The organism is Pseudomonas sp. SbOxS1 (assembly GCF_013416725.1).
Classification (GTDB): Bacteria; Pseudomonadota; Gammaproteobacteria; order Pseudomonadales; family Pseudomonadaceae; genus Aquipseudomonas.
Genome location: NZ_JAAVXC010000036.1, coordinates 1 through 23,324 on the forward strand (window position 1 = coordinate 1; position 23,324 = coordinate 23,324).

The 23,324-nt window shown below is 60.7% G+C and carries 19 protein-coding genes and 1 riboswitch; of the genes, 5 read left to right on the forward strand and 14 right to left on the reverse strand.

What is annotated here, in order from left to right; genetic code table 11:
• Positions 1 to 273 precede the first annotated feature (273 nt).
• Complete coding sequence (locus HFK74_RS27310; RefSeq protein ID WP_180206209.1) at positions 274 to 1,605, forward strand: DUF1214 domain-containing protein; 1,332 nt, start codon at positions 274 to 276, stop codon at positions 1,603 to 1,605.
• A gap of 289 nt (positions 1,606 to 1,894) precedes the next feature.
• On the opposite strand, the gene HFK74_RS27315 is transcribed toward HFK74_RS27310, so the two are convergent.
• From HFK74_RS27315 to HFK74_RS27325, 3 genes are all read right to left on the reverse strand, one after another.
• Complete coding sequence (locus tag HFK74_RS27315; RefSeq protein WP_180206210.1) at positions 1,895 to 2,671, reverse strand: SDR family NAD(P)-dependent oxidoreductase; 777 nt, start codon at positions 2,669 to 2,671, stop codon at positions 1,895 to 1,897.
• 53 nt (positions 2,672 to 2,724) lie between these two features.
• Complete coding sequence (locus HFK74_RS27320) at positions 2,725 to 4,836, reverse strand: 3-hydroxyacyl-CoA dehydrogenase NAD-binding domain-containing protein (protein WP_180206211.1); 2,112 nt, start codon at positions 4,834 to 4,836, stop codon at positions 2,725 to 2,727.
• A 147-nt stretch (positions 4,837 to 4,983) separates the two neighbouring features.
• Entirely contained in the window at positions 4,984 to 6,786 is a 1,803-nt protein-coding gene (locus HFK74_RS27325; RefSeq protein ID WP_180206212.1) for an acyl-CoA dehydrogenase, read from the reverse strand.
• Positions 6,787 to 7,119: 333 nt separating this feature from the next.
• Here HFK74_RS27325 and HFK74_RS27330 point away from each other — a divergent pair, with 333 nt between their 5' ends.
• Complete coding sequence (locus HFK74_RS27330) at positions 7,120 to 7,965, forward strand: AraC family transcriptional regulator (protein ID WP_180206213.1); 846 nt, start codon at positions 7,120 to 7,122, stop codon at positions 7,963 to 7,965.
• 45 nt (positions 7,966 to 8,010) lie between these two features.
• Here the strand turns inward: HFK74_RS27330 and HFK74_RS27335 are convergent, their stop codons facing one another.
• From HFK74_RS27335 to HFK74_RS27350, 4 genes are all read right to left on the reverse strand, one after another.
• The gene (locus HFK74_RS27335) at positions 8,011 to 8,520 is read right to left on the reverse strand and encodes a YkgB family protein (RefSeq protein WP_180206214.1); all 510 of its coding nucleotides are present in this window, start codon (positions 8,518 to 8,520) and stop codon (positions 8,011 to 8,013) included.
• A gap of 366 nt (positions 8,521 to 8,886) precedes the next feature.
• Positions 8,887 to 9,282, reverse strand: a complete 396-nt coding sequence (locus HFK74_RS27340) for a GFA family protein (protein ID WP_180206215.1) — start codon at positions 9,280 to 9,282, stop codon at positions 8,887 to 8,889.
• 31 nt (positions 9,283 to 9,313) lie between these two features.
• A complete protein-coding gene (locus HFK74_RS27345) occupies positions 9,314 to 9,709 on the reverse strand; it encodes a hypothetical protein (protein WP_180206216.1) in 396 nt (131 codons plus the stop codon).
• A 65-nt stretch (positions 9,710 to 9,774) separates the two neighbouring features.
• Positions 9,775 to 10,383: a trimeric intracellular cation channel family protein gene (locus HFK74_RS27350; RefSeq protein ID WP_180206217.1), complete on the reverse strand. Its 609-nt coding sequence runs from the start codon at positions 10,381 to 10,383 to the stop codon at positions 9,775 to 9,777.
• 156 nt (positions 10,384 to 10,539) lie between these two features.
• Between HFK74_RS27350 and HFK74_RS27355 the strand changes: the two genes are divergently transcribed.
• The 3 genes from HFK74_RS27355 (at position 10,540) to HFK74_RS27365 (ending at position 13,547) form a co-directional block, all read left to right on the forward strand.
• Positions 10,540 to 11,304, forward strand: coding sequence for an SDR family NAD(P)-dependent oxidoreductase (locus tag HFK74_RS27355; RefSeq protein ID WP_180206218.1), 765 nt, complete (start codon positions 10,540 to 10,542; stop codon positions 11,302 to 11,304).
• 81 nt (positions 11,305 to 11,385) lie between these two features.
• Positions 11,386 to 12,618 (forward strand): ethanolamine utilization protein EutH, encoded by a 1,233-nt coding sequence (gene eutH / locus HFK74_RS27360; protein WP_180206246.1) that lies wholly within the window; start codon positions 11,386 to 11,388, stop codon positions 12,616 to 12,618.
• A gap of 125 nt (positions 12,619 to 12,743) precedes the next feature.
• Positions 12,744 to 13,547, forward strand: coding sequence for a helix-turn-helix transcriptional regulator (locus HFK74_RS27365; protein ID WP_180206219.1), 804 nt, complete (start codon positions 12,744 to 12,746; stop codon positions 13,545 to 13,547).
• A gap of 7 nt (positions 13,548 to 13,554) precedes the next feature.
• On the opposite strand, the gene HFK74_RS27370 is transcribed toward HFK74_RS27365, so the two are convergent.
• The 7 genes from HFK74_RS27370 to HFK74_RS27400 all read right to left on the reverse strand — a co-directional run bounded on the left by HFK74_RS27370 (position 13,555) and on the right by HFK74_RS27400 (position 23,320).
• Positions 13,555 to 14,346, reverse strand: coding sequence for an ABC transporter ATP-binding protein (locus tag HFK74_RS27370; protein WP_180206220.1), 792 nt, complete (start codon positions 14,344 to 14,346; stop codon positions 13,555 to 13,557).
• Positions 14,343 to 15,347 (reverse strand): iron ABC transporter permease, encoded by a 1,005-nt coding sequence (locus tag HFK74_RS27375; protein ID WP_180206247.1) that lies wholly within the window; start codon positions 15,345 to 15,347, stop codon positions 14,343 to 14,345. Before HFK74_RS27375 ends, HFK74_RS27370 begins: the two co-directional genes overlap by 4 nt.
• Positions 15,348 to 15,355: 8 nt before the next feature.
• A complete protein-coding gene (locus tag HFK74_RS27380; RefSeq protein ID WP_180206221.1) occupies positions 15,356 to 16,369 on the reverse strand; it encodes an ABC transporter substrate-binding protein in 1,014 nt (337 codons plus the stop codon).
• Between the two features lie 146 nt (positions 16,370 to 16,515).
• A riboswitch (cobalamin riboswitch) is annotated at positions 16,516 to 16,710 on the reverse strand.
• A gap of 33 nt (positions 16,711 to 16,743) precedes the next feature.
• On the reverse strand, positions 16,744 to 17,910 hold the full coding sequence (locus tag HFK74_RS27385; protein WP_180206222.1) for a DUF1624 domain-containing protein: 1,167 nt from the start codon (positions 17,908 to 17,910) through the stop codon (positions 16,744 to 16,746).
• Between the two features lie 264 nt (positions 17,911 to 18,174).
• Positions 18,175 to 19,014 (reverse strand): copper resistance protein B, encoded by an 840-nt coding sequence (locus HFK74_RS27390; protein ID WP_180206223.1) that lies wholly within the window; start codon positions 19,012 to 19,014, stop codon positions 18,175 to 18,177.
• A gap of 10 nt (positions 19,015 to 19,024) precedes the next feature.
• Positions 19,025 to 20,737, reverse strand: a complete 1,713-nt coding sequence (locus HFK74_RS27395; RefSeq protein ID WP_180206224.1) for a copper resistance system multicopper oxidase — start codon at positions 20,735 to 20,737, stop codon at positions 19,025 to 19,027.
• Positions 20,738 to 21,103: 366 nt separating this feature from the next.
• The gene (locus tag HFK74_RS27400) at positions 21,104 to 23,320 is read right to left on the reverse strand and encodes a DUF3604 domain-containing protein (RefSeq protein WP_180206225.1); all 2,217 of its coding nucleotides are present in this window, start codon (positions 23,318 to 23,320) and stop codon (positions 21,104 to 21,106) included.
• Between the last annotated feature and the right edge of the window lie 4 nt (positions 23,321 to 23,324).

The window sequence follows — 23,324 nt, forward strand, 5'->3', positions numbered from 1 at the left end:
AGGGACGGCCCATCGCGGCGACCCACGGAGCAATGCCGGAGAGAGGGCATGCCGAGCCTTAGCGAGGCACCAAGTGGTGGGGCAAAGCCTTTTGCTTACTTTTCGCTGGGCCGGCACTCCGGCGTTTGGAAAAGTGAGTCGCTGTAAGAGCGAAACCATAGGCGGCCGTTACCGCAGCAATGGATATGCCCCCAATCCAGTGCTTATATACAACCCCATGCCTAACTGAACAGCACTACACTAAAGACCCCCGCTGTTCAGGTGGAGAACACGATGGATCGGTCAGGACTTTCACGCACGATAACGTTGCTCGGCATGCTGCTATTCGCCGCAGGCAACAGCTCTGCAGCAGATCAGATGCAACCCGGTGATCAGGACATCGCCGATTCGTACATTTACCTGCTCGGCCGCCTGCACGTGACGCGCCAGCAACAACTGGATTTCCAGAAAGGTTTCAAATGGAATGAAATCCTCCACCGCACGCCCGGAGCAGTCGATTGGCCCAACCCCAACCTTGATGTGGCCTATTCGGAAGCCTGGGTCGCGGTCGATGAGTCCAGTTGCACCATCGTGTCGGTGCCGAAAATCCAGGATCGCTACTTCACCGTGCAGTTTCTCAACGGCTGGGGCGAGACGCTTGCCAATATCAACGAGCGGGTGTTTCCCAGGCAGTCGTGGGGCGATTTTGCCGTGTGCCTCAAAGGCGCCAAGGTCAAGTTGCCAGACGGCCTGACGAGCCGCATCGATTTGCCGGTCAAGCAGGCGCGGATCCTGGCGCGTGTGGCACTGGGCAGCGACCCGGAGGCCGCCGTTGCCCTGCAGCATCAGTTCAAGCTCGCGGCCACCGGCAGTCCCAAGCTGCCAGAGATCCCCAAGACGCCGATCTTCGAGCTGGAGACGTTGCCCGGCGTCGAAGCCTTCGATGCCGCGCAAGTTGCACTCGATAGCGAGCCGGACCTCAGTGTAGGCCTGGAGCCGCTGCAACAGACAACGCGCGCGGTGGCCAAGGCCATCAGCGATCCTGCCGAACGGGCGCGTGTCGACAAGATCATTCGCACCGTGGCCTTCGCGCAGATCGGCAAGGCCGGTCGACTCATCGGCCATGGCACCGCTGAAAATGGCTGGGCACGTCCGGGGGTCGTTGGAGAATACGGGCTCGACTATCTGGCGCGGACCCTGGTCAACCATGGCGGGATCTGGGCCAACATCAAGCCCGAGGTCCTCTACTATCGAGGAGGCAGCGATTCGACGGGCGCCGAGCTCAATGGCAACAACGTCTATACGTTGACGTTCCCGGCCGACGCCTTGCCAACCCGGTTTGCCAAGTACTTCTGGTCGGTCATTGCCGTCGACAGCGTGCTTTTTCGCGTGCTGCCCAACCCTGAAAAACGCTATTTGCTCAATGAGCAGACCAAGCCCCAGCGCGGGGCGGATGGTTCGCTCACGCTGTATTTTGCTGCCGAGAAACCGGAGAACGCGCCGCCGGGAAACTGGCTTCCCACGCCCAAGGGCAGTGTCTACCGCCTGACGATGCGTTTCTACGGCCCGCTGGACGGCGTGGCCAACGGGACTTACTTCCCGCCGCCACTGGTCAAGGTCCTGTAGGAGCCAGCGGTGCGGCGATCCGACTTGCCGGCGAAGAACGATGACGCGGTATTACTGCTACACCGCGGCGTCTGGTTCGCCTGTAGGAGCCAGCGGTGCGGCGATCCGACTTGCCGGTGAAGAACGATGACGCGGTATTACTGATACACCGCGGCGTCTGGTTCGCCTGTAGGAGCCAGGCTTGCCGGCGAAGAACGATGACGCGGTATGACTGATACACCGCGGTGTCTGGTTCGCGGGCAAGCCTCGCTCCTACAGGGGAGCGAGTTCATTCGCGGGAACTGGCGTTTTACAGGCTACCGACCAGATGCCCGCCGTCCACCGCCAGCACCGCGCCTGTCATGAAGGCGCCAGCCTCGCTCGCAAGCAGGAGAAACGGGCCTTCCAGTTCCTGCAAAGTGCCCAGGCGCCGCATCGGCACGGTGTCGCGTAAGTACGCCTGGCCGCCTTCGCTGTCGAACCAGTCACCGGTCATTTCGGTCTTGAAGTAACCTGGCGCAATCGCATTCACGCGGATCTGGTAGCGCGCCAGTTCCAGCGCCAGGGATTTGCTCAGTTGCACCACGCCAGCCTTCGCCGCGCAGTAGTGGCTGTAGCCGGTGCCCACGCGCAGGCCGAGCATCGAGGCAATGTTGACGATGCTGCCGGGTCGCTGTGCCTTGGCGAGCCGTTGCGCCGCACACTGGGCAACGCGCCAGACGCCGTCGAGGTTGGTCGACAGCATCGCGCGCCAATCCGCCTCGCTGATCTCCAGCACCCGCTGGCCATTGCCGATACCGGCATTGTTGAGCACCACGTCCACAACACCGAAAACGCCTTCGGCGGCATCAAACGCGGCTTCAACGCTGTCCCGATCGGTAACGTCCAACGCCACGGCCAGAGCCTCACCACCACTCTGGCGAATCTCGCCTGCCAGCTGTTGCAAGCGCTCGACACGTCGGGCGCCCAGCACCACGCGCGCACCCGCATCGCTGGCCACGCGCGCCAGATGCGCGCCGATGCCGCTGGAGGCGCCAGTGACCAACACCGTTTTGCCTTTCAGGGAAAAACCGAGGTTTTCTTTCATCGTATTGCTCCTGTTGGGGAGTGGTTCGGCCACCCTGGGTGGCCGATCCGCACTCAGATTCGTTCGATGCGGGTCTTGCCGGCAGCGACCAGGCGCTCCAGTAACGGGGCAGGGTGGAACCACATCTCGCCGTATTCGCCGAGGGCCTTGCGGTAATGGCGGATACCGGCCAGCACCTTGTCCAGGCCGATCTGCTCGGCATAGTGCATCGGCCCGCCGAGCCAGGTCGGGAAGCCGTAGCCGTTGATCCACACCAGGTCGATATCGCCACTGCGTTCGGCGATGCCTTCGTCGAGAAGCTGCAGGCCTTCGTTGATCAGCATGAACAGGCAGCGGTCATGAATCTCCTGCGTGGTGATCGGCCGGCGCGGGATGTCCAGTTCGCCGGCGATGCGTTCGGCCAGGGTGATGACCTCGAAGTCTTCCTTGCGCTCGCGGCCCTCGTAGATGTAGGCGCCGCGCTTGCTCTTCTGGCCGAAGCGACCGAGGGCGTTCAGTTCGTCAGCCAGACGGCAGTAGCTCAGGTCATGGGCAATCGCCTCGCGGCGCGACTCGCGCACCAGGAAGCTGACGTCGATTCCGGCCAGGTCGTGCATCGCCATCACCCCCATGGCCAGGCCCAGGTCAGTCAGCACCTGGTCGATCTGCGCTGGGGTCGCGCCCTCCAACACCAGGCGGTGGGCTTCGCGGGAGTAGGGTTCGAGCATGCGATTGCCGATGAAGCCGAAGCACACGCCGGACACCACGGGAATTTTTCCAATGGTCTTGCCCAGTTTCAGCGTGGTCGCCAGCACCTCGGGCGCGGTGAGTTTGCCGCGAACCACTTCGAGCAGGCGCATCACATTGGCCGGACTGAAGAAGTGCAGGCCGATGACATCTTGCGGGCGACGGGTGACCGCGGCGATCTGGTCGACATCGAGGGTGGAGGTGTTGCTGGCCAGAATCGCCCCTGGCTTGCACACCTCATCCAGGGTGCGGAACACTTGCTGCTTGATCGGCAGGCTTTCGAACACCGCCTCGATCACCAGGTCGCACTCGGCAATGTCGGCATACTCTAGGGTGCCGGTGAGTAAGGCCATGCGCTGGTCAAGCTGTTCCTGGGTCAGCTTGCCGCGTTGCAGGCTGATCTGGTAGCTGTTGCGGATCTGCCCCAGCCCGCGCTCCAGCGCCTCGGGCTTGAGCTCCAGCAGCGTGACGGGAATGCCGACATTGGCGAAGTTCATGGCGATGCCACCGCCCATGGTCCCGGCGCCGATCACCGCCACTCGGGTGACCGGACGCAAGGCTGTAGACGCGCTGACACCGGCCACTTTGCCGGCTTCGCGCTCGGCGAAAAACACGTGGCGCAGGGCCTGGGATTGCGTCGAGGCTTCGGCTTCCTTGAACAGCGCGACTTCGCGCTCCAGGCCGGCCTGCAACGGCAGCACGCAGGCCGATTCGACGGCCGCCAGCACCAGCCGCGGTGCCAGGCGGTTTTTCCAGCGCGGTTCGTGGCTGGCGCGATAGTCCGTGAAATAGCCATCGGGCAGGGCGGCAGCCGGATTGGCGTGACGTTCTGCGGGACGCGCCGGTGCGCCTTCGCTGATCAGTTCGCGGGCGAAGGCGCGTGCGCCGTCGTGCAGGCAGTCGCCTTCCCCGAGCAGGCAATCGATCAGGCCAAGCTCAAGGGCACGGCCCGCGCTGACAGGCTGGCCGGACATCATCATCTCCAGTGCCGGTTCGGCCCCGATCAGTCGCGGCAAACGCTGGGTCCCACCCGCACCGGGCAAAAGGCCCAGGTTGATTTCCGGCAGGCCGAGGCGGCTGTCGGCAGCGCTGATGCGATAACCGCAGGCCAGCGCCAGTTCCAGCCCGCCACCGAGGGCGAAGCGGCCGATGCTGGCAATCAGTGGCTTGTCGATCTGGGTCAGGCGCAGCAGCAGGTCGGGCAGGGACGGGGCGGCGAACGACCCGGGGAGTCCGAATTCGCTGATGTCGGCACCGGCGCAGAACAAGCCGTTAGCACCGTGCACGATGATCGCCGAGATACCAGGGTCGCTGGCGGCGCGCTCACAGGCCTCGAGAATGGCCGCGCGCAGGGGTTGTCCCAATGCGTTGACGGGCTTTGATGCCAGGCCGATCAGGGCGAAATTGTCTTCGACGTGGTAGGTGACCAAGTTGCTCATGATGCTTTCCTGAAATTTATTGTTATCACCGACCCTTGTAGGAGCGAGCCTGCTCGCGATGGACTAAAGAACACCGCGTGAACCCAGAAAGCACGCGTTATCGTTGACGACCATCGCGAGCAGGCTCGCTCCTACAGGGGAGGGGCGTTAGAACCAGCGGTCCTGCATGTAATAGGCGACATGGTTGGCTTCAGTGAGCAGGCGCCCCTGGGACGCCAGCGACGCCAGTTCCCAGGTCATGAAGTAATGCGCGGCCTGCAACTTGCCTTGATAGAAATCCGCGTCGCCATCGCCTGCGCCCGTCACCAGGGCGCGGCTGGCCAGCAGCGCCTGGCGCAACCAGATCCAGCCGACCACCACGCGTCCAAACAGATCCAGATAGGGCGTGGCATTGGCCATGCCGAGATTGGCATCGGCCACCACCTGCGCTTGCAGGCTGGCGGTGACTTGCTCGAGCACGCTCAAGGCATCGGCCAGCAGTGCCGCGAGCGGCGCGCAGTGTGCGTCGCTGTTGGCGGCTAGCAGGGTGGCAAGCACTTCGGCGGTGAACAGTCGATAGCCGTCACCCCCGCGCGGCCCCAGTTTGCGACCCAGCAGGTCAATCGCCTGGATGCCTTCGGTGCCTTCATGGATCGGGTTCAGGCGGTTGTCGCGGTAGTACTGCTCCAACGGGTATTCGCGGGTATAACCGGCACCGCCAAGCACCTGCACGCCAATCTCGGACGCGAGCAGGCCGTAGCGCGAAGGGTAGGTCTTGACCACCGGCGTCAGCACGTCGAGCAGTTCGGCGGCGTTGTTGCGCTCAAGCGGCGTGGAGCCGGTGTGGGCATCTTCCACCAGGCTGCTGGCATACAGGCACAGCGCCAGGCTGCCCTCGGCATAGACCTTCTGTTGCAGCAGCATCCGGCGCACATCGGCATGCTCGACGATGCGCACCTGGGGCGCTGCCGGGTTCTTGTTCCCGGGCAGGCGACCCTGTGGGCGCTGGCGGGCATAGTCCAGGGCGTGAATGTAGCTCTGGTAGGCGAGGCTCGCGGCCCCCAGGCCGACACCGATGCGGGCCTCGTTCATCATCTGGAACATGTAGCTCAGGCCCTGATGCGCTTCACCGACCAGGTAACCCACGGCGCCATCGTGCTCGCCGAAACTGAGCACTGTGGACGTGGTGTTGCGGTAGCCCATCTTGTGCAGCAGGCCGGCCAGGGCCACGTCGTTGCGCGCACCGACGCTGCCGTCGGCATTGAGCAGGAACTTGGGCACCAGGAACAGCGAAATACCCTTGGTACCGGCCGGCGCGCCTTCGATACGGGCCAACACCATGTGCACGATGTTCTCGGTCAGTTCGTGATCGCCACCGGAGATGAACATCTTCTGGCCGAAGATCCGGTACGTGCCGTTTTCGGCCGGGCGTGCCAAGGTGCGCAAGTCGCCCAGCGCCGAACCCTGGCCGGGCTCGGTGAGGGCCATGGTGCCGCTGAAGCGGCCGTCGAGCATCGGCGCCAGGAAACGCTCGCGCAACTGTGGACCGGCAAAGGCTTTGAGCAAATTGGTCGCGCCAATGCTCAGGAAGGAATAGGCGACCGTGGAGATGTTCGCCGCATTGAAATACGCCATGCAGGCGCGCAGGACCACTTCGGGCAGTTGCAGGCCGCCATCGGCAAAATCGTGGTGCGCGGCCAGGAACCCGGCCTGGGCAAAGGCATCCCAGGCGACTTTGGTCTCGGCGATCATGTGGATCCGCTCGCCATCGAAGGTCGGCTCGTTGGCATCGCCCTTGTGGTTGTACGGGGCGAACAGCTCGGCGGCAATCTGGCGGGCGGTGGTGAGAGAGGCGTCGAACACGCCACGGTCGTGGTCCGCGTAGCGCGGGCGTTGCAGCAACGCTTCGGTCTCGAGCAGCTCATAAAGCTGGAAGCGCAGTTCGCGTTCGTTGAGCAGCAGGTCAGTCATGGCATCTCTCGTCAGACAGTGTCGAGTGGGCCATGGAAGGAATTCGTGGCCCGTTACAGGCGTTCACAATAGAGGCATGTGCCGGGCATTTATCCCCCTCCTTTGGGGTAGGCCCGGACGTTGTCAGTTGATGGGTCGGGCTACGGGAAACGACTCGTTGCCATCCAGTACTTCGGTGTGTGCAGGCTAGTCCGCAATCCCCTGTGGGAGATTCCAAGTTGCCCGGCAACCCGAGGCGGCGCTGCAGGCGCTGGACATTGTCGAGCGCTGCGCCAGTGAGCTGGCAAGGCGGTGTTATGATCTGAGCGTCTATGCCTGGCCAAGAGATCGCCCATGGATCGCCTGTCTACCTTGTTTTCGCAGTTCGGTGTGCGCGCAAACCTGTTTTACAACGGCAGGTTGTGCGGCCTGGCGTCCTACGATGGGACGCAGCGGCGTGGTTATATCCACCTGCTGCAGGCGGGTAGCGTGACGTTGCTGGGCGCCGATCGCAAGGACGTGCTGCTGACCCGGCCCAGCCTGATTTTCATGCCACGCCCCAGCCGGCATCAGTTGTTCGCCGGTGAATCCGAGGGCGCTCAACTGTTGTGTGCCTCAATGGAGTTCGAGGGCGGGGTCGATAATCCGTTGGCGGCGTCGTTACCCGATTGCCTGGTATTGTCCCTGGATGAACTGCCCATGCTCGCCGATACCCTGAAATGGATGTTCGGCGAGGCGGCGGGTGCGCACTGTGGCAGGGAGGCCGCGCTGGAGCGCTTGTTTGAACTGCTGATCATCCTGTTGTTTCGGCACCTGCTTGATCACCAACAGTTGCGTACCGGAATGATGGCTGGCCTGGCCGATACGCGCTTGGCGCGCTCCCTGGTGCAGATGCACAACGCACCGGAGCGTGCCTGGTCGATCGCGCAACTGGCGAGCGAGTCGAATATGTCGCGCGCGGCCTACGCGGTGCATTTCCGGGACGTCATCGGGCAGACGCCTGCCGAGTATCTGTTGAGTTGGCGGATCAGCCTGGCGCAGAAGCGTCTGCGTGAAGGGCGCTCGATTACGCTGATCGCCGCCGAGGTCGGCTATGAAAGCCCTTCGGCACTTGCACGCGCGTTTCGACGCAAGACGGGCTACAGCCCGCGGGACTGGATGAAAGATCTGGCGGGGGAAGATGATGGGGCAATGGCCTGAAAGCATCGAATTGCTCCAGGCCATCGCGCAGGGTCGATCATCGGTTCAACGGCTTTGCAACTCGGTCAGGGAATGGCCGGCGACAAAGATCGAGGCGGCCAGCAAGCCGATGTCCTTGAGCAGAAACTGCCCCGGCGCCACCGAAATGCCTGGAAAACCGAGGCTGGGTTCAATCACGCCGGGGGTCGAGAACATGAAGCTCAAGGTGGTGAAGAACAGTCCGGCCGACAATGCACCGCCGATCAATGAAAGCTTGGGTGACAGCAAGCGACCCGCAATCAGGGCACCGATCGAGACCTCCAGGATGCCGAGCAGGCTGGAGAAGGTATCGACACTGAAAATGTCGTAGACCCAACCCAGGAAAGGGCTGTTGCTCACCAGCGGCACCAGCCCGGTGGCTTCGTAGTGGGTGAACTTCATCCCGCCGAACCAGAAGTAAATGACGGCAAGTGAAAAGTAGGCACCGTAGGTGCCAAGCGCCATGGTTTTGATCCCGAGCGTGGAAGGGATCTGTACGTTGTTGGTGCTGCTGTTCTCGATGCTTAAGGTTTTCATGATCAAGGCTTCCAGGAGTGGTGAGGAACACTAATCAACAACCCGGCGCGGTGTGCGTTGGGCGTGCAGACAGTGTTGCCTTTGATGCCACTCCCGTGGCGTCAGAACGTATTGCATTCAGTGCAGATCGTCTTGACATCGGCGATGTGAAAAACCATGAAAACACTGGTCGAGGTCGTGATGCGGTCTGATTCTGATCGTTCCCACGCTCTGCGTGGGAATGCCGCCAGGGACGCTCCGCGTTCCGCTGACGACGCATGACATGAGCCATGCGCAACGGTGACGCGGAGCGTCACAGGATGCATTCCCACGCAGAGCGTGGGAACGATCATGGCGAGTCGTGAATATGGCCAGGCAAACGTTCCATCATCGTCCAGGCTGCCATTGTGAGTAGCCTGGCAGACCCTCTCCATTCAGCCACGCGACGTCTTGCTCCGTCCAGATGTGATATTCGGGCCTGGAACCAGGATCCTCGTCCAGCGTCGCCACGCGCACGATCATCGCGTTTGAGCCGTTACGCTCAGCCGCCAGGTGCGATCCGCAGAGGGAGCAGAAGTGTCGGATCTTCCCGGGGGATGACTCGAAAGGCCTCAATGCGTCCAGGCCTCGTGTCCACCGGAAATGCTCTTTCAACACGCCAGCCGTGGAGACATAAGCAGCGGCATGGGTCTTGCGGCAGGTACTGCAGTGACAGTGGCTGATGGGCATATCAATGCTGTCGATCTCATAGCCTACAGCCCCACAAGCGCAGCTTCCTTTCATTTCATTCTCCGGTTTCGGCACTGTGTGAAGATCATGGCTTTTTACAGTCTGATGGCGTTTGCCAAGCGACAAGCTCGACGTAGCTAGACTCCCCACCTCCCGTCGCGCCCGACAACCAACCCCATACAAAGGACAGGGTAGTGCGCCCCTCGTGATCTACGCCTACCGTGCCACGAGACCAGCCGGACAGAATTTCACCCTCCGTGGTCAGGCAATGAAAAAGCAGCTCGATGGTCTCGGGGCCTGTCACGCGGCCGACTTGATGGCCCATGCGGATCTTGCCACCCTGGTAGGTGCCCCAAACGGCATCTCCCTCGACATGGTAATGAAACACCGTGCCTGTTCCAGATAGCCCGTGGGTGTTGCCTGCTACGGTGAATCGGCGGTCGTTCAAACGCTCGCTGACTTGAGAAAAGGTGATGTCCATGAACGTTAAGTCCTTATAGTCGAGAGAGTCCATTCCAGCGTTCGCTGCACGGTTGATGGGACGATTCATCCCTGCCGGGTAGAAAAAATGGCGGGCATCTGAAGATGCTTGTAAATGGCCAAGAACCGCAGGCCGAAGGTGAAAATCAAGGCAATCCAGCCGCCAATCCAGATTGACGGGAATACGTCTCGCAACAGCACGTAGAGCGTACATCCCAACAACAGCGGCGTGGCGTAAATCTCTCGCGACATCAGCAGCGAAACGCGTCCAGCCAGCACATCCCGGGCGATACCGCCGCCGATGCTGGTCAGCACGCCCATCATCACTGCCAGGGGCGCCGCAAGCTGCAATGCCAGGACTTTTTCGGTCGCCGACAATGCGAACAGCGCAGCCGCCAAGCCATCGAGATAAAGCAGCAGACGGTAGCGCCGTTGTAGTCTCTGGGTCAAAAAAAACGCCAGCAGCGCAGCGAACAAGGCGACCCAGATGTAATTGAAGTCGGCAATCCAGAAGATCGGCTGATCCAGCAGCAGATCGCGGATCGTGCCACCACCAATAGCGGTGATGATGCCTAGCACCACAGCACCGAACAGATCCACATCGGCTTTCTTGATGGCCAACACGCCGGTGATGGAAAACACGGCAATGCCCAACATTTGCTGGAAATAAAGCATTCTGAATTCCTTTCTCGCGCAGCCGTTAATCTAAAAAAACCATATCAAACAGTAGGTTGCCATCATATATATCGGTTGATATATGGACGCATCCGGTCGTCGACGTTTAGCTTGAAACCGCAAACCTGCACTGGATTATCACTGAGGAAAACAAAAATGGGGCGACTGGCAGGAAAGGTAGCATTGATCACCGGAGGGGCAGGGGGCTGTGGCCTGGCTGTTTCGTTATTGTTTGCCAAGGAAGGCGCGAAGGTGGCGATCCTGGACCTTCCCACCAGCCAGGGCGAAGAAGTGGCTGCGCAGATCAACGCTGCCGGCGGCAGTGCCTGTTTCCTGGCGACGGATGTCTCCGTTGCCGATCAGGTGCATCGCGCAGTCAGGCAGGCCGAAGAACGTTTTGGCGCGATCACCGTGTTGATGAATCATGCGGGTACGATTGCCGCCGGGCCTTTTTTGGAGACCGACGAGGCGGACTGGGATCGCCTGATGAGCATCAACGTCAAAAGCATGTTCCTCGTCACCAAGGCTGTCCTGCCGGGAATGATCGAGGCGGGTGGCGGCAGCGTGATCTGTACGTCTTCCATTTCCGGGGTGGTCGGCACGCCCATGGAAGTCTTGTACTGCACCACCAAAGGGGCGTGCCATATGTTCGCACGGGCCATTTCGGTGGAGTTCCGCGATCGAAACATTCGCAGCAACGCCATCTGCCCGGGGTTTATCAGCACCGCTCATGGCAAGCGCGAACTGGACCTGCTGCGCAGTTTTGGCGTGGACGCTTCCGACGAGGCCATCGGCGCAATGCAGGGGCGCCTGTGTGAGCCTTCGGAAGTGGCATCCGCCGCATTGTTCCTGGCCAGCGATGATTCCAGCTTCGTCAACGGCACGCATCTTTTCGTCGACAACGGATACACCGCACTCTAAGTCAGATGACTGACTGCCAATAATAAAACCTTGTGCAACTCAATTCTGCCAAACAATAAACTCTTAATAGCAGAGGCAGCAATGGAACATATAGGCACCTATGTCATTTACATCATCATGGTGTGCGCCGTTATTGGCGGTCTGGCATCGATCTTCAGTACAGAATCCGAACTCGCGAAGGAATTCAACGCAGGCATCAACAGCATCGGGCCGATCTTCTTGCCCGTCGCGGGCATCATGGCGGCCATTCCCTTTATTTCCAGTTTCATAAGCCAGGTCCTGGCGCCGATTTTCCTCGCGATGGGCGCCGATGCCGGCATTGCCGGGCCGATTTTCATCGCCGCCGATCTTGGCGGGTATCAGTTGGCCCATGCCCTGTCTTCAAGCCCCGAAGGCTGGATCCTGGGCCTCATAACCGGCTTCCAGTCCGGCTCTACCGTGATCTTCGTGATACCTGTCGGATTGGCGATGCTCAACAAGGCCGACCACAAGTACATGGCGTTGGGCATCATGGCGGGTTTATTGAGCATTCCGCTCAGCATCATCATTATCGCGATGAGCATGCAGTTTCTCGGGCTGGGCGTGCGTCCCGACATTGCCACGGCAGGTGACGCCACCCAGGCGCTGCATTTCAACCTGGGGATGCTGGTGCGCAACCTGATGCCGTTGATTCTGTTCTGTGTCGCGCTGGCGGCAGCCTTGCGCTACCTGCCCAACTTGATGGTGCAGTTGTTTCTCCGGTTGGGCCAGGTCGTATACGGGGCGGTGACATTGGTATTGGTGGCCTCGATCGTCGAATACTTCACCTCGTTTTTCAGCTCGGTATTCGGCACCTGGGGTTTCGCCCCCATCATTGCCGACAAGGAGGATCAATTCCGCGCGCTCGAAATCGCAGGCTATGTCGGCATCATGCTGTGCGGTGCCTTCCCGATGGTCTATCTGATCAAGCGGTTTCTTTCCCGGCCCATCGAAAAGGTGGCTTCCCTACTGGGCCTTTCTCCTGTGGGAGCAGCCGGTCTGCTGGCGGCGTCCGCGAACATATTGGCGATGTTCCGATTGGTCGCCGACATGCCGCCCAAGGACAAAGTGTTGGTGATCGCCTTTTCAGTGTGTGCCGCATTCACCTTTGGTGACCATCTGGCCTATTCCGCCAACTTCCAGCCTTCGCTCATTCTGCCGCTGATCATCGGCAAGCTCAGTGGTGGCCTGATCGGCATGCTGCTCGCTTACTGGCTTGCGGTACCCAAGGCGCTGGAACTGGGCGAGAAGGACACTCCCGCGCGCGGGCTCAGTGCCGCCCCTGAACCGACCTGATACCAGCGGCATCCGGGCGCTCCCTGGTTGAGTTCGAACGTATCGCGCGAAGGTCTTGTCAGCTATCGTGCGCATGCATTCGAGCCACCGGGGTGGCTCGATTTCCGGAGCGCAAGCGAGCGAACATGAAAGCCTGTGACGCAAGAATGCTATCGACCCTGATAAACGCCGTGGGTACGGATCGACTGGGAGCAGCCATTGATCTGGCCCTGAGAGATTCATTGGGTTTCGATATGAGTTGCGGTTATCTCTTCCGCTTCAATCACGCGCCGATATTGATCCACAACGGCTACAACAAGTCGGTCCCCGAGAAGACGCTCAATGCCTACATTCGCGGTGGCTACCTGCTCGACCCGTTCTATGTGGCCTGTATCAACAATCACCCGGCCGGTTTATGGCGGATGAGCGACCTGGCACCCGACAGTTTCTTTTCATCGGGCTTTTCCATCTCCAAGGACCTGCATCCCTGTGTGTCCTCGGAGTACGGTACGCTGATTGAAGAAATTGGCTTCATCATTCCCGTCCAGCCACGCGTCGCGATTGTCTATTCACTGATGCGCAACCTGAAGAATGGCGCCTTTCTGAGCACGGAAATGAAGGCGCTGGAAACCCTGGCACCGGTCATCGATTCCCTGCTGCAATTGCATTGCCGGCTCAGGCACAGCGATTTTTATACGGGCATTGAGAATACGGAGGCGAGGTCGGAGGATGCGTTCGTGCACATCCTCAAGGGGCAACTGACGGAAACCCAGCGCTACATCGCCAAACTGATCCTGCAGGGCCACAGCAGTACGTCGATCGCGGCGGCACTGAAAATATCCGAAGGCACGGTTAAAGTTCACAAGCACAACATTTACCAGCGCCTCGATATCTCCACCAACGCCGAGCTGTTTCGCCTGTTCATCGGCTATCTGACCGGGCCCCTGTGAACGCCTGTCAGGATGAACGCAAGCGCAGGATGCGCGCGCCGTCGAAGGGGTCAATGAGGTAGTGCGCGTGGACGCCGAAGGTGTCCAGCAGGCGTTGTGGGGTCAACACTTCGAGCGGCTTGCCAAGGGCCACCAGGCGGCCCTTTTCCAGCACCGCCAGACGATCGCAGGTGAGTGCCTGGTTAAGATCGTGCAGGGCGATCACGGTGGTCACCGGCAATGCATGAACCACCTGCAGAATCGCCAGCTGGTGCTGGATATCCAGGTGATTGGTCGGTTCGTCCAGCAACAGGATCCGGGGGCGCTGGGCCAGCGCGCGAGCGATGTGCACGCGCTGACGCTCGCCGCCAGAGAGGCTACGCCAGGTGCGCCGGCAAAGATGCGTGGCATCGACGTCACGCAGGGCTTGATGGACGATGTCTTCGTCCGCCTTCGACCATGGACTCAAGGCCGACAGCCACGGCGTTCGGCCCAGGGCCACGGCATCGAACACGCTGATCGCATCCAGAGTGTCGGCCTGCTGCTCAACCACCGCCAGGGTTTGTGCGATGGATCGCCGTGACAGTGCCTTGAGGTCTTGGCCGTTGAGCTGGATGGCACCCCGGCTGGGCTGGCGCACGCCGGCCAGCAGCTTGAGCAGCGTGGATTTTCCTGAGCCGTTGGGCCCGACAAGGCCCAGGGTTTCGCCACGGCGAATGTCCAGGTGGATGTCGTGCAGTAATTCAACGTCGCGGATATGCAATCCGAGGCTGGAACAACTCAGCACGGCTTCGTCGATAACCGGTGCAACGGCATTCATCGGGCATTCCTCCGACCGACCAGGATCAACGCGAATACCGGCGCGCCAACCAATGCGGTAATTACGCCGACCGGAATCACCTGGCCCTTGATCAACGTGCGCGAGAGCACATCCGCGGCCACCAGGAACACCGCACCGCCCAGCGCACTGGCCGGCAGCAGGCGCGTATGCCGAGTGCCCAGCAACAGCCTGGCGGCGTGGGGAATCACCAGTCCGACGAAACCGATGGAGCCGACAATCGACACCATCACCGCCGTCACCAGGGCGGCACAGCTGATCAGCAGAAATTGCACGGGACGTACGGCAATGCCGAGCGAGGCCGCGGAGTCGGTGCCAAAGGTAAAGGCATCCAGTGCGCGGCGGTGCCACAGGCACACCGCGAGACCGGCGATCGCCACCGGTACGGCCAGCCACACGGAGGGCCAGCGCACGCCACTGAGATTGCCCAGCAACCAGAACATGATGCCGCGCGCCTGTTCGGAGCTGGCCGACTTGGTGATCAGGAACGCGGTGAGCGCATTGAACAGCTGCGAGCCGGCAATCCCCGCCAGGATGATCTGGCCGTTACTGCCAGGTGAACCGCTGGCACGACCCAGCAACACAACCACGGCGAAGGCGGTGACGGCACCGGCAAAGGCCCCGGCCGACATCGAAATCGCGCCGGCCCCCAGGCCCAGCAACGCCACCAGCACCGCGCCTGTCGAGGCCCCGGCGGAAATGCCGAGCAGGTAGGGGTCGGCCAACGGGTTGCGTAGCAGCGATTGCAGGATCACCCCGCAGGTCGCCAGGCCAGCCCCGCAAGCCGCCGCCACCAGCGCGCGGGTCAGGCGATAGTTCCAGACGATGCCCTCGTCGATGGGATCGAGGGCGTACCCGGCCGTCCACAATTTGTTGGCCAGCACCTGGAACACCACAGCGGGTTCGATGGGGGTTTCACCGATGGCCACACCGGCAATCACGGCCACAAGCAATATCACCAGTGCCAGCAGAGTACGAATCAGCGTCGCGGTCATTTTGGCAGGTCGTAGCTATTGATGGCCGTTGCCAGCGATTCGAGACCGTCGAAGATTCTCACGCTGGCCTGCATGGCCATGGCGTCGAGAATGATGATGCGGTTGTTTTTCACGGCGTCCATGTTGCGGGTCACGGGATCGCTGCGCAGGAATTGCAGCTTCTTTTCATAGTCGTCAGCCGGGAAGCGACGGCGATCCATGCGGGCGATGACCAGGAACGTCGGGTTGGCCTTGGCGATGGTTTCCCAGCCAACGGTTGGCCACTCTTCGTCGGACTGCACCACATTACGCACGCCCAAAGTACCCAGCATGAAATCGGGAATGCCCTTGTGCCCGGCGACATAGGGATCGATATCCAGGCTGGCACTGGAAAACCAGACCAGCGCGCTGGTGTGGGTGAGGTCTTTGTCTTGCACCGCGGCAATGGATTTGGCCAGGCTGGCCTGCAGTTGCGCGTTCAGTTGCTGCCCACGCGCCTGCACATCAAAAATCTCGGCCAGCTGGGTGATGCTTTTGTAGAGGCTGTCAATGCGAAACGGCTGCAGGCGGGTGCCGTCGGCGCCTACCAGGTTGTCCTTGGACTCGCAGTCCGAGGGCATGAGATAGGTCGGAATCTGCAGTTCGTGAAACTGCTCGCGGGTAGCAACGGCGCCTTGCGGGCCGACCATCCACTCAAGCTCGACGGCGACCAGCTCCGGGCGTTTGCCGATCACCGCCTCGAAACTCGGCTCGTTATCGGCCAGGCGTTCGATCCTGTCGTTTTGCCCCTTGTACTTGCTCAGTACATCATTGAACCACAGCGAAGTGCCGACCAATTTGTCACCGAGTCCCAGGGCAAAGAGCATTTCAGTGCCGGCCTGGCCGATCGTCACAGTGCGGGCAGGGGCGTGGGCGAACGTCAGTGTGCTGCCGCAGTTCTCGATCGTCAGCGGGTAATGGGTCGGGGAGGCGCAGGCGAGGGCGGAAAGACCCAGGCCTGTGACGAGGGCGAAAAGGCGCGGCAACAGCATGATGCAATCTCCATTTGAACCGTACACGCAGCGAGGGTGCAAGGTCTGGAAAACACATCATCGAGCGCTGCCGAAAAAAGCAGTGCAGGGGCGATCACCGAAGTGACGCGCGCGCAAGGATGTCCTTCCCGGACACCCCGCCGGTTAGTGATTGTTGCTTGGCCGGCAGGTCTCCTGACTGATGCGTCATGGCACGCTCCAGCCTTCCCGGGATCGATCCCAGTGGCAGTTCAGGAGCAGGCTCGGCACCTACAGTTGCGGGGGCAGTTCCGTTTGATGCGTTGGCAGCATCTCGGATTCCCTATTATTCCCATTTGGGAACCGGCGGCGGCATGGTAGTCGATCATGCCACCCGAGGCGAATCCATCTCCCAATCAGAAGTATTTGAGCCAAGTGATATCGCGACGACTGGCCTTCAATGCAGCGAACCAGCGCACCGGTAGATACAGCATTGCCGCCAGGAGCACGGCCGTCAGCCACACGGCCCCTATGCCGTCGAAGCCGAAGTAGTCGCCCTGGTTCAGGCCGAACAACGCCACGCTGAGCAGATACAGCATTTTCAGCACGTAAAGATGGAGCAGGTAGAAGAACATCGGAGCCGCGCCAAACACCGCCAGGATGCTGATCCATTGGCGCTGCCGGGCCCGCTCGAAGCCAAGCAGCAGCAACAGTCCCAGACCCAGCGTCAGGCACAAAAACAGCAGGGACGGTGGGTATTTGGTGATGTTGAAGAAACTCATGAGGGTGTGCGTGGTGCTTTCATGCACCACCCACTGCGCCTCGCCATAACCGTTGACCAGGCGCAGGGCGATGAAGCCGATCAATGCGCCGGCCCCGGCCAGCAACAGATAGCGCTGACGCACGGCAGCGGAGGTTGAGCGCGCGAACCAGGGGCCGATGCCGTAACCCAGGGCGATGACCCCGATCCACGGCAGCACGGGGTAGGAGGTGCGCAGGCGCAAGTGCTCGGAGAATTCGATCCAGCCGCGATCATGCAAGATCGCCCAAGGCAGGTGCAGCGCCGATCCGGGCGGGAAGTGCAGGGGATCGAGCAGGTTGTGCCCGCCGACTATGGCCAGGCCCAGGATGCACAGGATGGGCCGAGGTAGCCAGACCAGTACAGCGAGGGCAATCATGCTGACGCCAATCGCCCAGATCACCTGCAGGTAGATCACAGTGGGCGATAACTGGAAGGTCCAGGCGAAATTCACCAGGGTGAACTCCAGCACAACCAGGAACAGGCCTCGCTTGAACAGGAACATCGACGGCTTGCCCTGGTGCTTTTCACCGTACAGGAAGGCTGACAAGCCAGTGAGAAGAACGAACACCGGCGCACAGAGATGGGCGAGGGTGCGGCTGAAAAACAACGTCGGCTCGGTGCTGTCGATGAGCATCGGGTCGGTGACCTGGCGGTGCAGGAAGAAGGTTTCGCGCACGTGGTCGAGCAGCATGAAAATGATCACCAGGCCCCTGAGGGCATCGATGGACATCAGGCGTTGGCTCAGGCTGGTGATGGGCGGAATCTGAACAAGGTTTGTCATCGAAAATCGCAGGCAGGGGGTGGGTCGCACTGTCGGTCAACAACCGATAGCTGATGTATTGATATAACATAACACGAAAGGCTGGCGTGTGAACGTAATGCTGTGACCGAATTTTGAGTCCCAAACTTGTGGCGAGGGGATTTATCCCCGTTGGGTCGCAAAGCGGCCCCGAGCGATCGTTCAAACAGAACGAGTTGTCCGGACTGGGGCCGCTTCGCAGCCCAACGGGGATAAATCCCCTCACCACAGACACCGCTCGCCGTTCTAGAACCACAGCCGAACGCCGAGGACCAGGCGTGTTTCGCTGCGATCCTTGCCGTCTTCGTTGGCATAGTCGGCGGTTTTGCCATAGCTGCGGTTCCAGGTCACGCCGATGTAAGGCGCAAATTCCCGGCGGATTTCATAGCGCAGGCGCAGGCCCGCTTCGCTGCTGGACAGGCCGGAACCGATGCCTCGTTGCGGGTCGTCCTTGCTGTGGAAATCAAGTTCGGCGATGGGCTGCAGGATGAGCCGGTTGGTCAGCAGGATGTCGTACTCGCCTTTCAGTCGCGCGGCGGTTTGGCCGCCTTCACCGATGAAGGCCGTGGCTTCGGTCTCGAAGTTGTACAGCGCCATGCCTTGCACGCCGAACGCCGCCCAGGTTTGCGGGGCGCCGGGTTTGAAGTCCTGGCGAATGCCACTCACCACGTCCCACCACGGGGAGATGGCGTGACCCCAGAGGGCCTGGATTTGCGCTTCTTCGGTCTTGCTGTTGGTGCGTTCGCCTTCGGAGCGCAGCCACAGGCGGTCGATGTCTCCTCCGATCCAGCCCGAGATATCCCAGGCCAGGGCACTGCCGTTATCGGCGTCCTGCCATTCGAGTTTGTCGGCAAGCCAGTAATGGTTGAGCGCGGAGTCATGGATGTTGTGGCCATTGGGGCTTACGAACACGGCGGCGCGGTCGGCATCGGTCAACGCCGGGATCGGCGTGCGGCTTTCGGTGGGCGCAGCAGGTTGCATCTGGCTGTGATCCATGTGCTGCATGTCTTCGGTGGCGGCCATGGCCGACGAGGGTGTGAGGTTCGCGGTCGCGAGTGCCAAAACGCCAAGTGTGAGTCTGGTCATTGGTAGCGCCTCATTCTTCCACGCGAACTTCACGGAACATGCCCATTTCCATGTGATACAGAAGATGGCAGTGATAAGCCCAGCGACCGAGGGCGTCGGCCGTGACCCGATAGCTGCGTCGGGTACCAGGTGGCATGTCGATGGTGTGTTTGCGCACCATGAACTCACCGTTTTCGTCTTCGAGGTCGCTCCACAGGCCATGCAGGTGAATGGGATGAGTCATCATCGTGTCGTTGACCAGCACCACCCGAACCCGCTCGCCATATTTGAGGCGCAAGGGTTCGGCATCGGAGAATTTCACGCCGTTGAATGACCAGGCGAACTTCTCCATGTGGCCAGTGAGGTGCAGTTCCAGGGTGCGGCCGGGTTCGCGGCCGTCCGGGTCTTCGAAGGTGCTGCGCAGGTCGGAATAGGTCAGGACGCGACGACCGTTGTCGCGCAGGCCGAGGCCAGGGTCATCGAGCCGGGGCGAGGGGGGCATGGCCTGCATGTCCACCAGCGGGTTGTTGTTTTCCGTTGCGGGATGGGACTGCATCTCGCCCATGCCAGCCATGCTGCCGTGATCCATTCCCTTCATGTCGCCGCCCATGCTGCCGTGATCCATGCCGCCCATGCCCATGTCATCCATGGTCAGCAGCGGTCTCGGGTCCAGGGGCGGTATCGGCGCGGAGCTACCGGCCTTCACCGCCAGGGTGCCGCGGGCATAGCCGGTGCGATCCATCGACTGGGCGAACAGGGTATGGGCATCCCGGGTCGGCTCGACGATCACATCGAACGTCTCCGCCACCGCGATGCGAAACTCGTCGACGCTGACCGGTTTGACGTGCAGACCGTCCGCCGCGACCACGGTCATTTTCACACCGGGGATACGCACGTCGAAGTAGGTCATGGCGGAGCCGTTGATAAAGCGCAGCCGCAGTTTCTCTCCGGGGCGGAAAACACCGGTCCAGTTCATGTCCGGTGCCTGGCCGTTCAACAGGTAGGTGTAAGTCGCGCCGCTGACGTCGGCCAGGTCCGTGGGGTTCATCTTCATTTCGGCCCACATCGTTCGATCCGCGACCGTGGCCCCCCAACCGTTCTCGCTGACGTCGTGGATGAAATCGCCCACGGTGCGCTTGTGGTAGTTGTAGTAACCAGACTGTTTTTTCAACGTCTTCATCAAGCCGACTGCGTCTTCGTCGCTCCAGTCGCTCAGCATCACCACGTAATCACGGTCGTACTGGAACGGCTCCGGTTCCTTCGCATCGATCACCAGTGGGCCATAGACGCCCGATTGTTCCTGGAACCCCGAATGGCTGTGATACCAGTAAGTACCGTGCTGCCGAACCTTGAACTGGTAGACGTACAGGCCACCCGGTTCGATGCCCTGGAAACTCAGGCCGGGCACACCGTCCATGTTGGCCGGCAGCAGGATGCCGTGCCAGTGAATGGAGGTGTCGGTGTTGAGTTTGTTCCTCACCCGCAGCGTGACCGTGTCGCCTTCACGCCAGCGCAGCAAAGGGCCGGGAATACCGCCGTTGACGGTCATGGCCGTGCGCGGGTTGCCGGTGATGTTGACCGGCGTTTCGCCTATGAACAGCTCGAAGTCGGTACCGGCCAACACATTCGCCTCACCGGCGCTGGTGACCGCCCACACGGGCGAGCGCCACAGCCCGAGGCCTCCGAGCATTGCGCCAGCGGCGAGTCCCTTTACAAAAGTCCGTCTTGAAGTTTGAGGTTGCATGCTGCTTGGTTCCCGGTCAGTCGGATGACAGTGAATACAGGAGACGCTGAGGCGAAGCCGGACGGGCAAAGCCAGTCAGCTCGATGAGGAGGTTAATGGGCTCAAGCTTTCATGAGGCTGAGTTGAAGATTACGGTTTTGACAGCTTCGTTATGTGTGACGGCAGTCAGTGCAGGGGAATCAGGTTGCCCAGCAGTCAGGGTCGTTCAAGGCCGCTCGCGGATTTCAACCCGACCGCAAAGAAAATCTCCAGGAATCCGGCAGCGATCAGCAGTAACCAGGATGTGTTGCAAGTCATTCGCAGAAGTTGCATGGGCAAAAAAAAGCGAGCCGATGAAGGCTCGCCAAAGAAGCAGGGATCCCGGCGCTACTTGACCTCCTCAACCTCATAATTCACATAGCCGAACTCGTTGCTGCGAGCCGCCATGTATTTGCCGTTTTGCTCGAATACCATGGCCTCGAAGGGTGTGCCGCCGATTGTTGTCACCAGGTGCCCGTCCTTGATTTCATATTTGGCCGGCACGCCAAACTGGCCGTCATGCAGCATGTTCAGATACTCCCCTTGCGTCGGCGGCTTGCCATCGACGCTGGTGACCAGGCGTTGGCCATCGCTGCCATAGACGACCTCGAATGTCTGGCCGGTGACGGTATTACGCACCTTGATGGTTTTGCCCACCACGTAGGCTTGCAGCTGCTCATTAGTGAGTGCGTTGGCGCCTTCGGATTTCAGCTGGTCGATGGTTTTGCCAGCAGCGACAAGCTTGCTGTCCTCAACGGTCGGCGTGTACCAGATGGGCGAGGTCCACGCACGCTCCTGGACAGTGGCCGAGACGTCGGCCGGCGGCGGTACTTGCAGCTTGGCCGCGTCATAGGTGCTCCAGCGCGGGGTCGGAATCTGTAGCACGCGGGCGTAGTAGAACGCGTGTTGGGCCGGATCGAAATCCGGATCGACCCAGACTTTTTTCAGCTCGGTGGCACCAATGGTATTGGTGTAAGTCGCCTTGGAAACATCGACCGTGGAGCCCACCGGCGGGATTTTGCCGGTGGCCTGGTCCGGTTGGCGATCACCGGACCAGGCAACGTCGTAGATCTTCTCGAAGGTCTGGCCGTTTTTGGTCCAGCCCTTGATGATCTGGATTCGGTCGAGGTTGCCATCGTCGACATCCTTGACCGCCCACACCACGAAAGACGGTGTCTGTTTACCCTGTTTTGCCGGCAAGTCACCCCCCATGGGAACGCCCTTGGCGTAGGCGGCATGCACCCAGTCTTTTTCATTCCACAAACTGCTGTCGAAACCCCAGCCACCAAACAGGCGCACGGGGATACGCACGCCGCTGGTGCCATAGACTTCTTTACGTTTCATGGCATCGAAGATCGATTCACGGGTGTTTTCTTCGGCCCAGACGCCGGCCAGACCGGAGGTGCTGGTTTGCAGGGCAATCATGCCCGAGTTCTGTTTGTCGGAAAGACGCGCCGCCGGGGTGCTGTCGGTAAAGCCGTGGGAGCCAAAGTTGTAGCTCTGCGAATAAGGAATCACACCATTGTGCGAGTCGCTGGCGCCGACCACGCCCATTTTGTAGGGGTTGTATCCACGAGCTTGCTGCAACGCCATGCCGTTTTGCCAGGCTTGCCTGATGTAACTGCCATTGAGTTTCGACGTGCTGTTGTCGAGGCCGAGCAGGAAACTCATGATTTCATAATTGGCAAATTCGTCTGTAGGCGACAGTTCGGGGTGGGTTTCCGAGGTGCCCTTTACCTGGTGAATCTCGGTGAGGGATTCATTGCGCATCCGCGTCTCGGCCCAGGCGGCATCGATGGGGCGGCCACGGTCATCGACGTCCACCGGAAACATCAGGCCGTTGCTGAGGTTGGCATTGTGGGAGATCGCCAGCACCTCGTTGCCTTTTTTGCGTTGATCGTCCATCCAGCCCCACAATTCTTCCGGTTTGTCCGAATCGAGGGCGGTGAAAGGCAGGTCCGGCACCTTCTTCGAGTCGCGGAAAAACACATTGCGGTGCATGTTTTGATTGTTGGGGGCGGAGGTCCATTCATAGGCGACAAACGTGGTGAACTTGCCGGGCTTATAGTACTTGTCGGCGATGGCGATGCTCTGCTGCCAGATATTGCCGGCAACCTTCGGATCAATCAGCTCCTTGATCGGGTGGCTCAAGCTGCCGGCGATCCATTTGAACACGCGGTTGAAATCTTCCGGGGTTTTGACAACCAGCTTTTGCGCGATGGGCAGCTTGCTGAAGTCTGACGTCGGATCGTTGGCCAGCGCGATCACGCCCACGTATTCCGAGTGGTCGGTCACGCCATGGAAATCCAGCGGGCGACCCTTGAGTTGCACTTCAAACCCCATAGGATGCTTGATCGGCATCCCAAGTGAGTATTGGTACGTCTGCTCGGGATCGACCTGGTGGTTGCCGATCAGGTAGGCATCGATCGACCAGGAGCTGTGCGAGTGCGTCTGGCCAAAGTAAACCTCGCGATCCGGGTTGCCCTCTGCCAACGCCAGCGCGCTGACCGTCAGCACGGCGCAACCGAGCAGTGTGGGCGCGGTGAAGTGTGTAGGGTTTTTCATATTC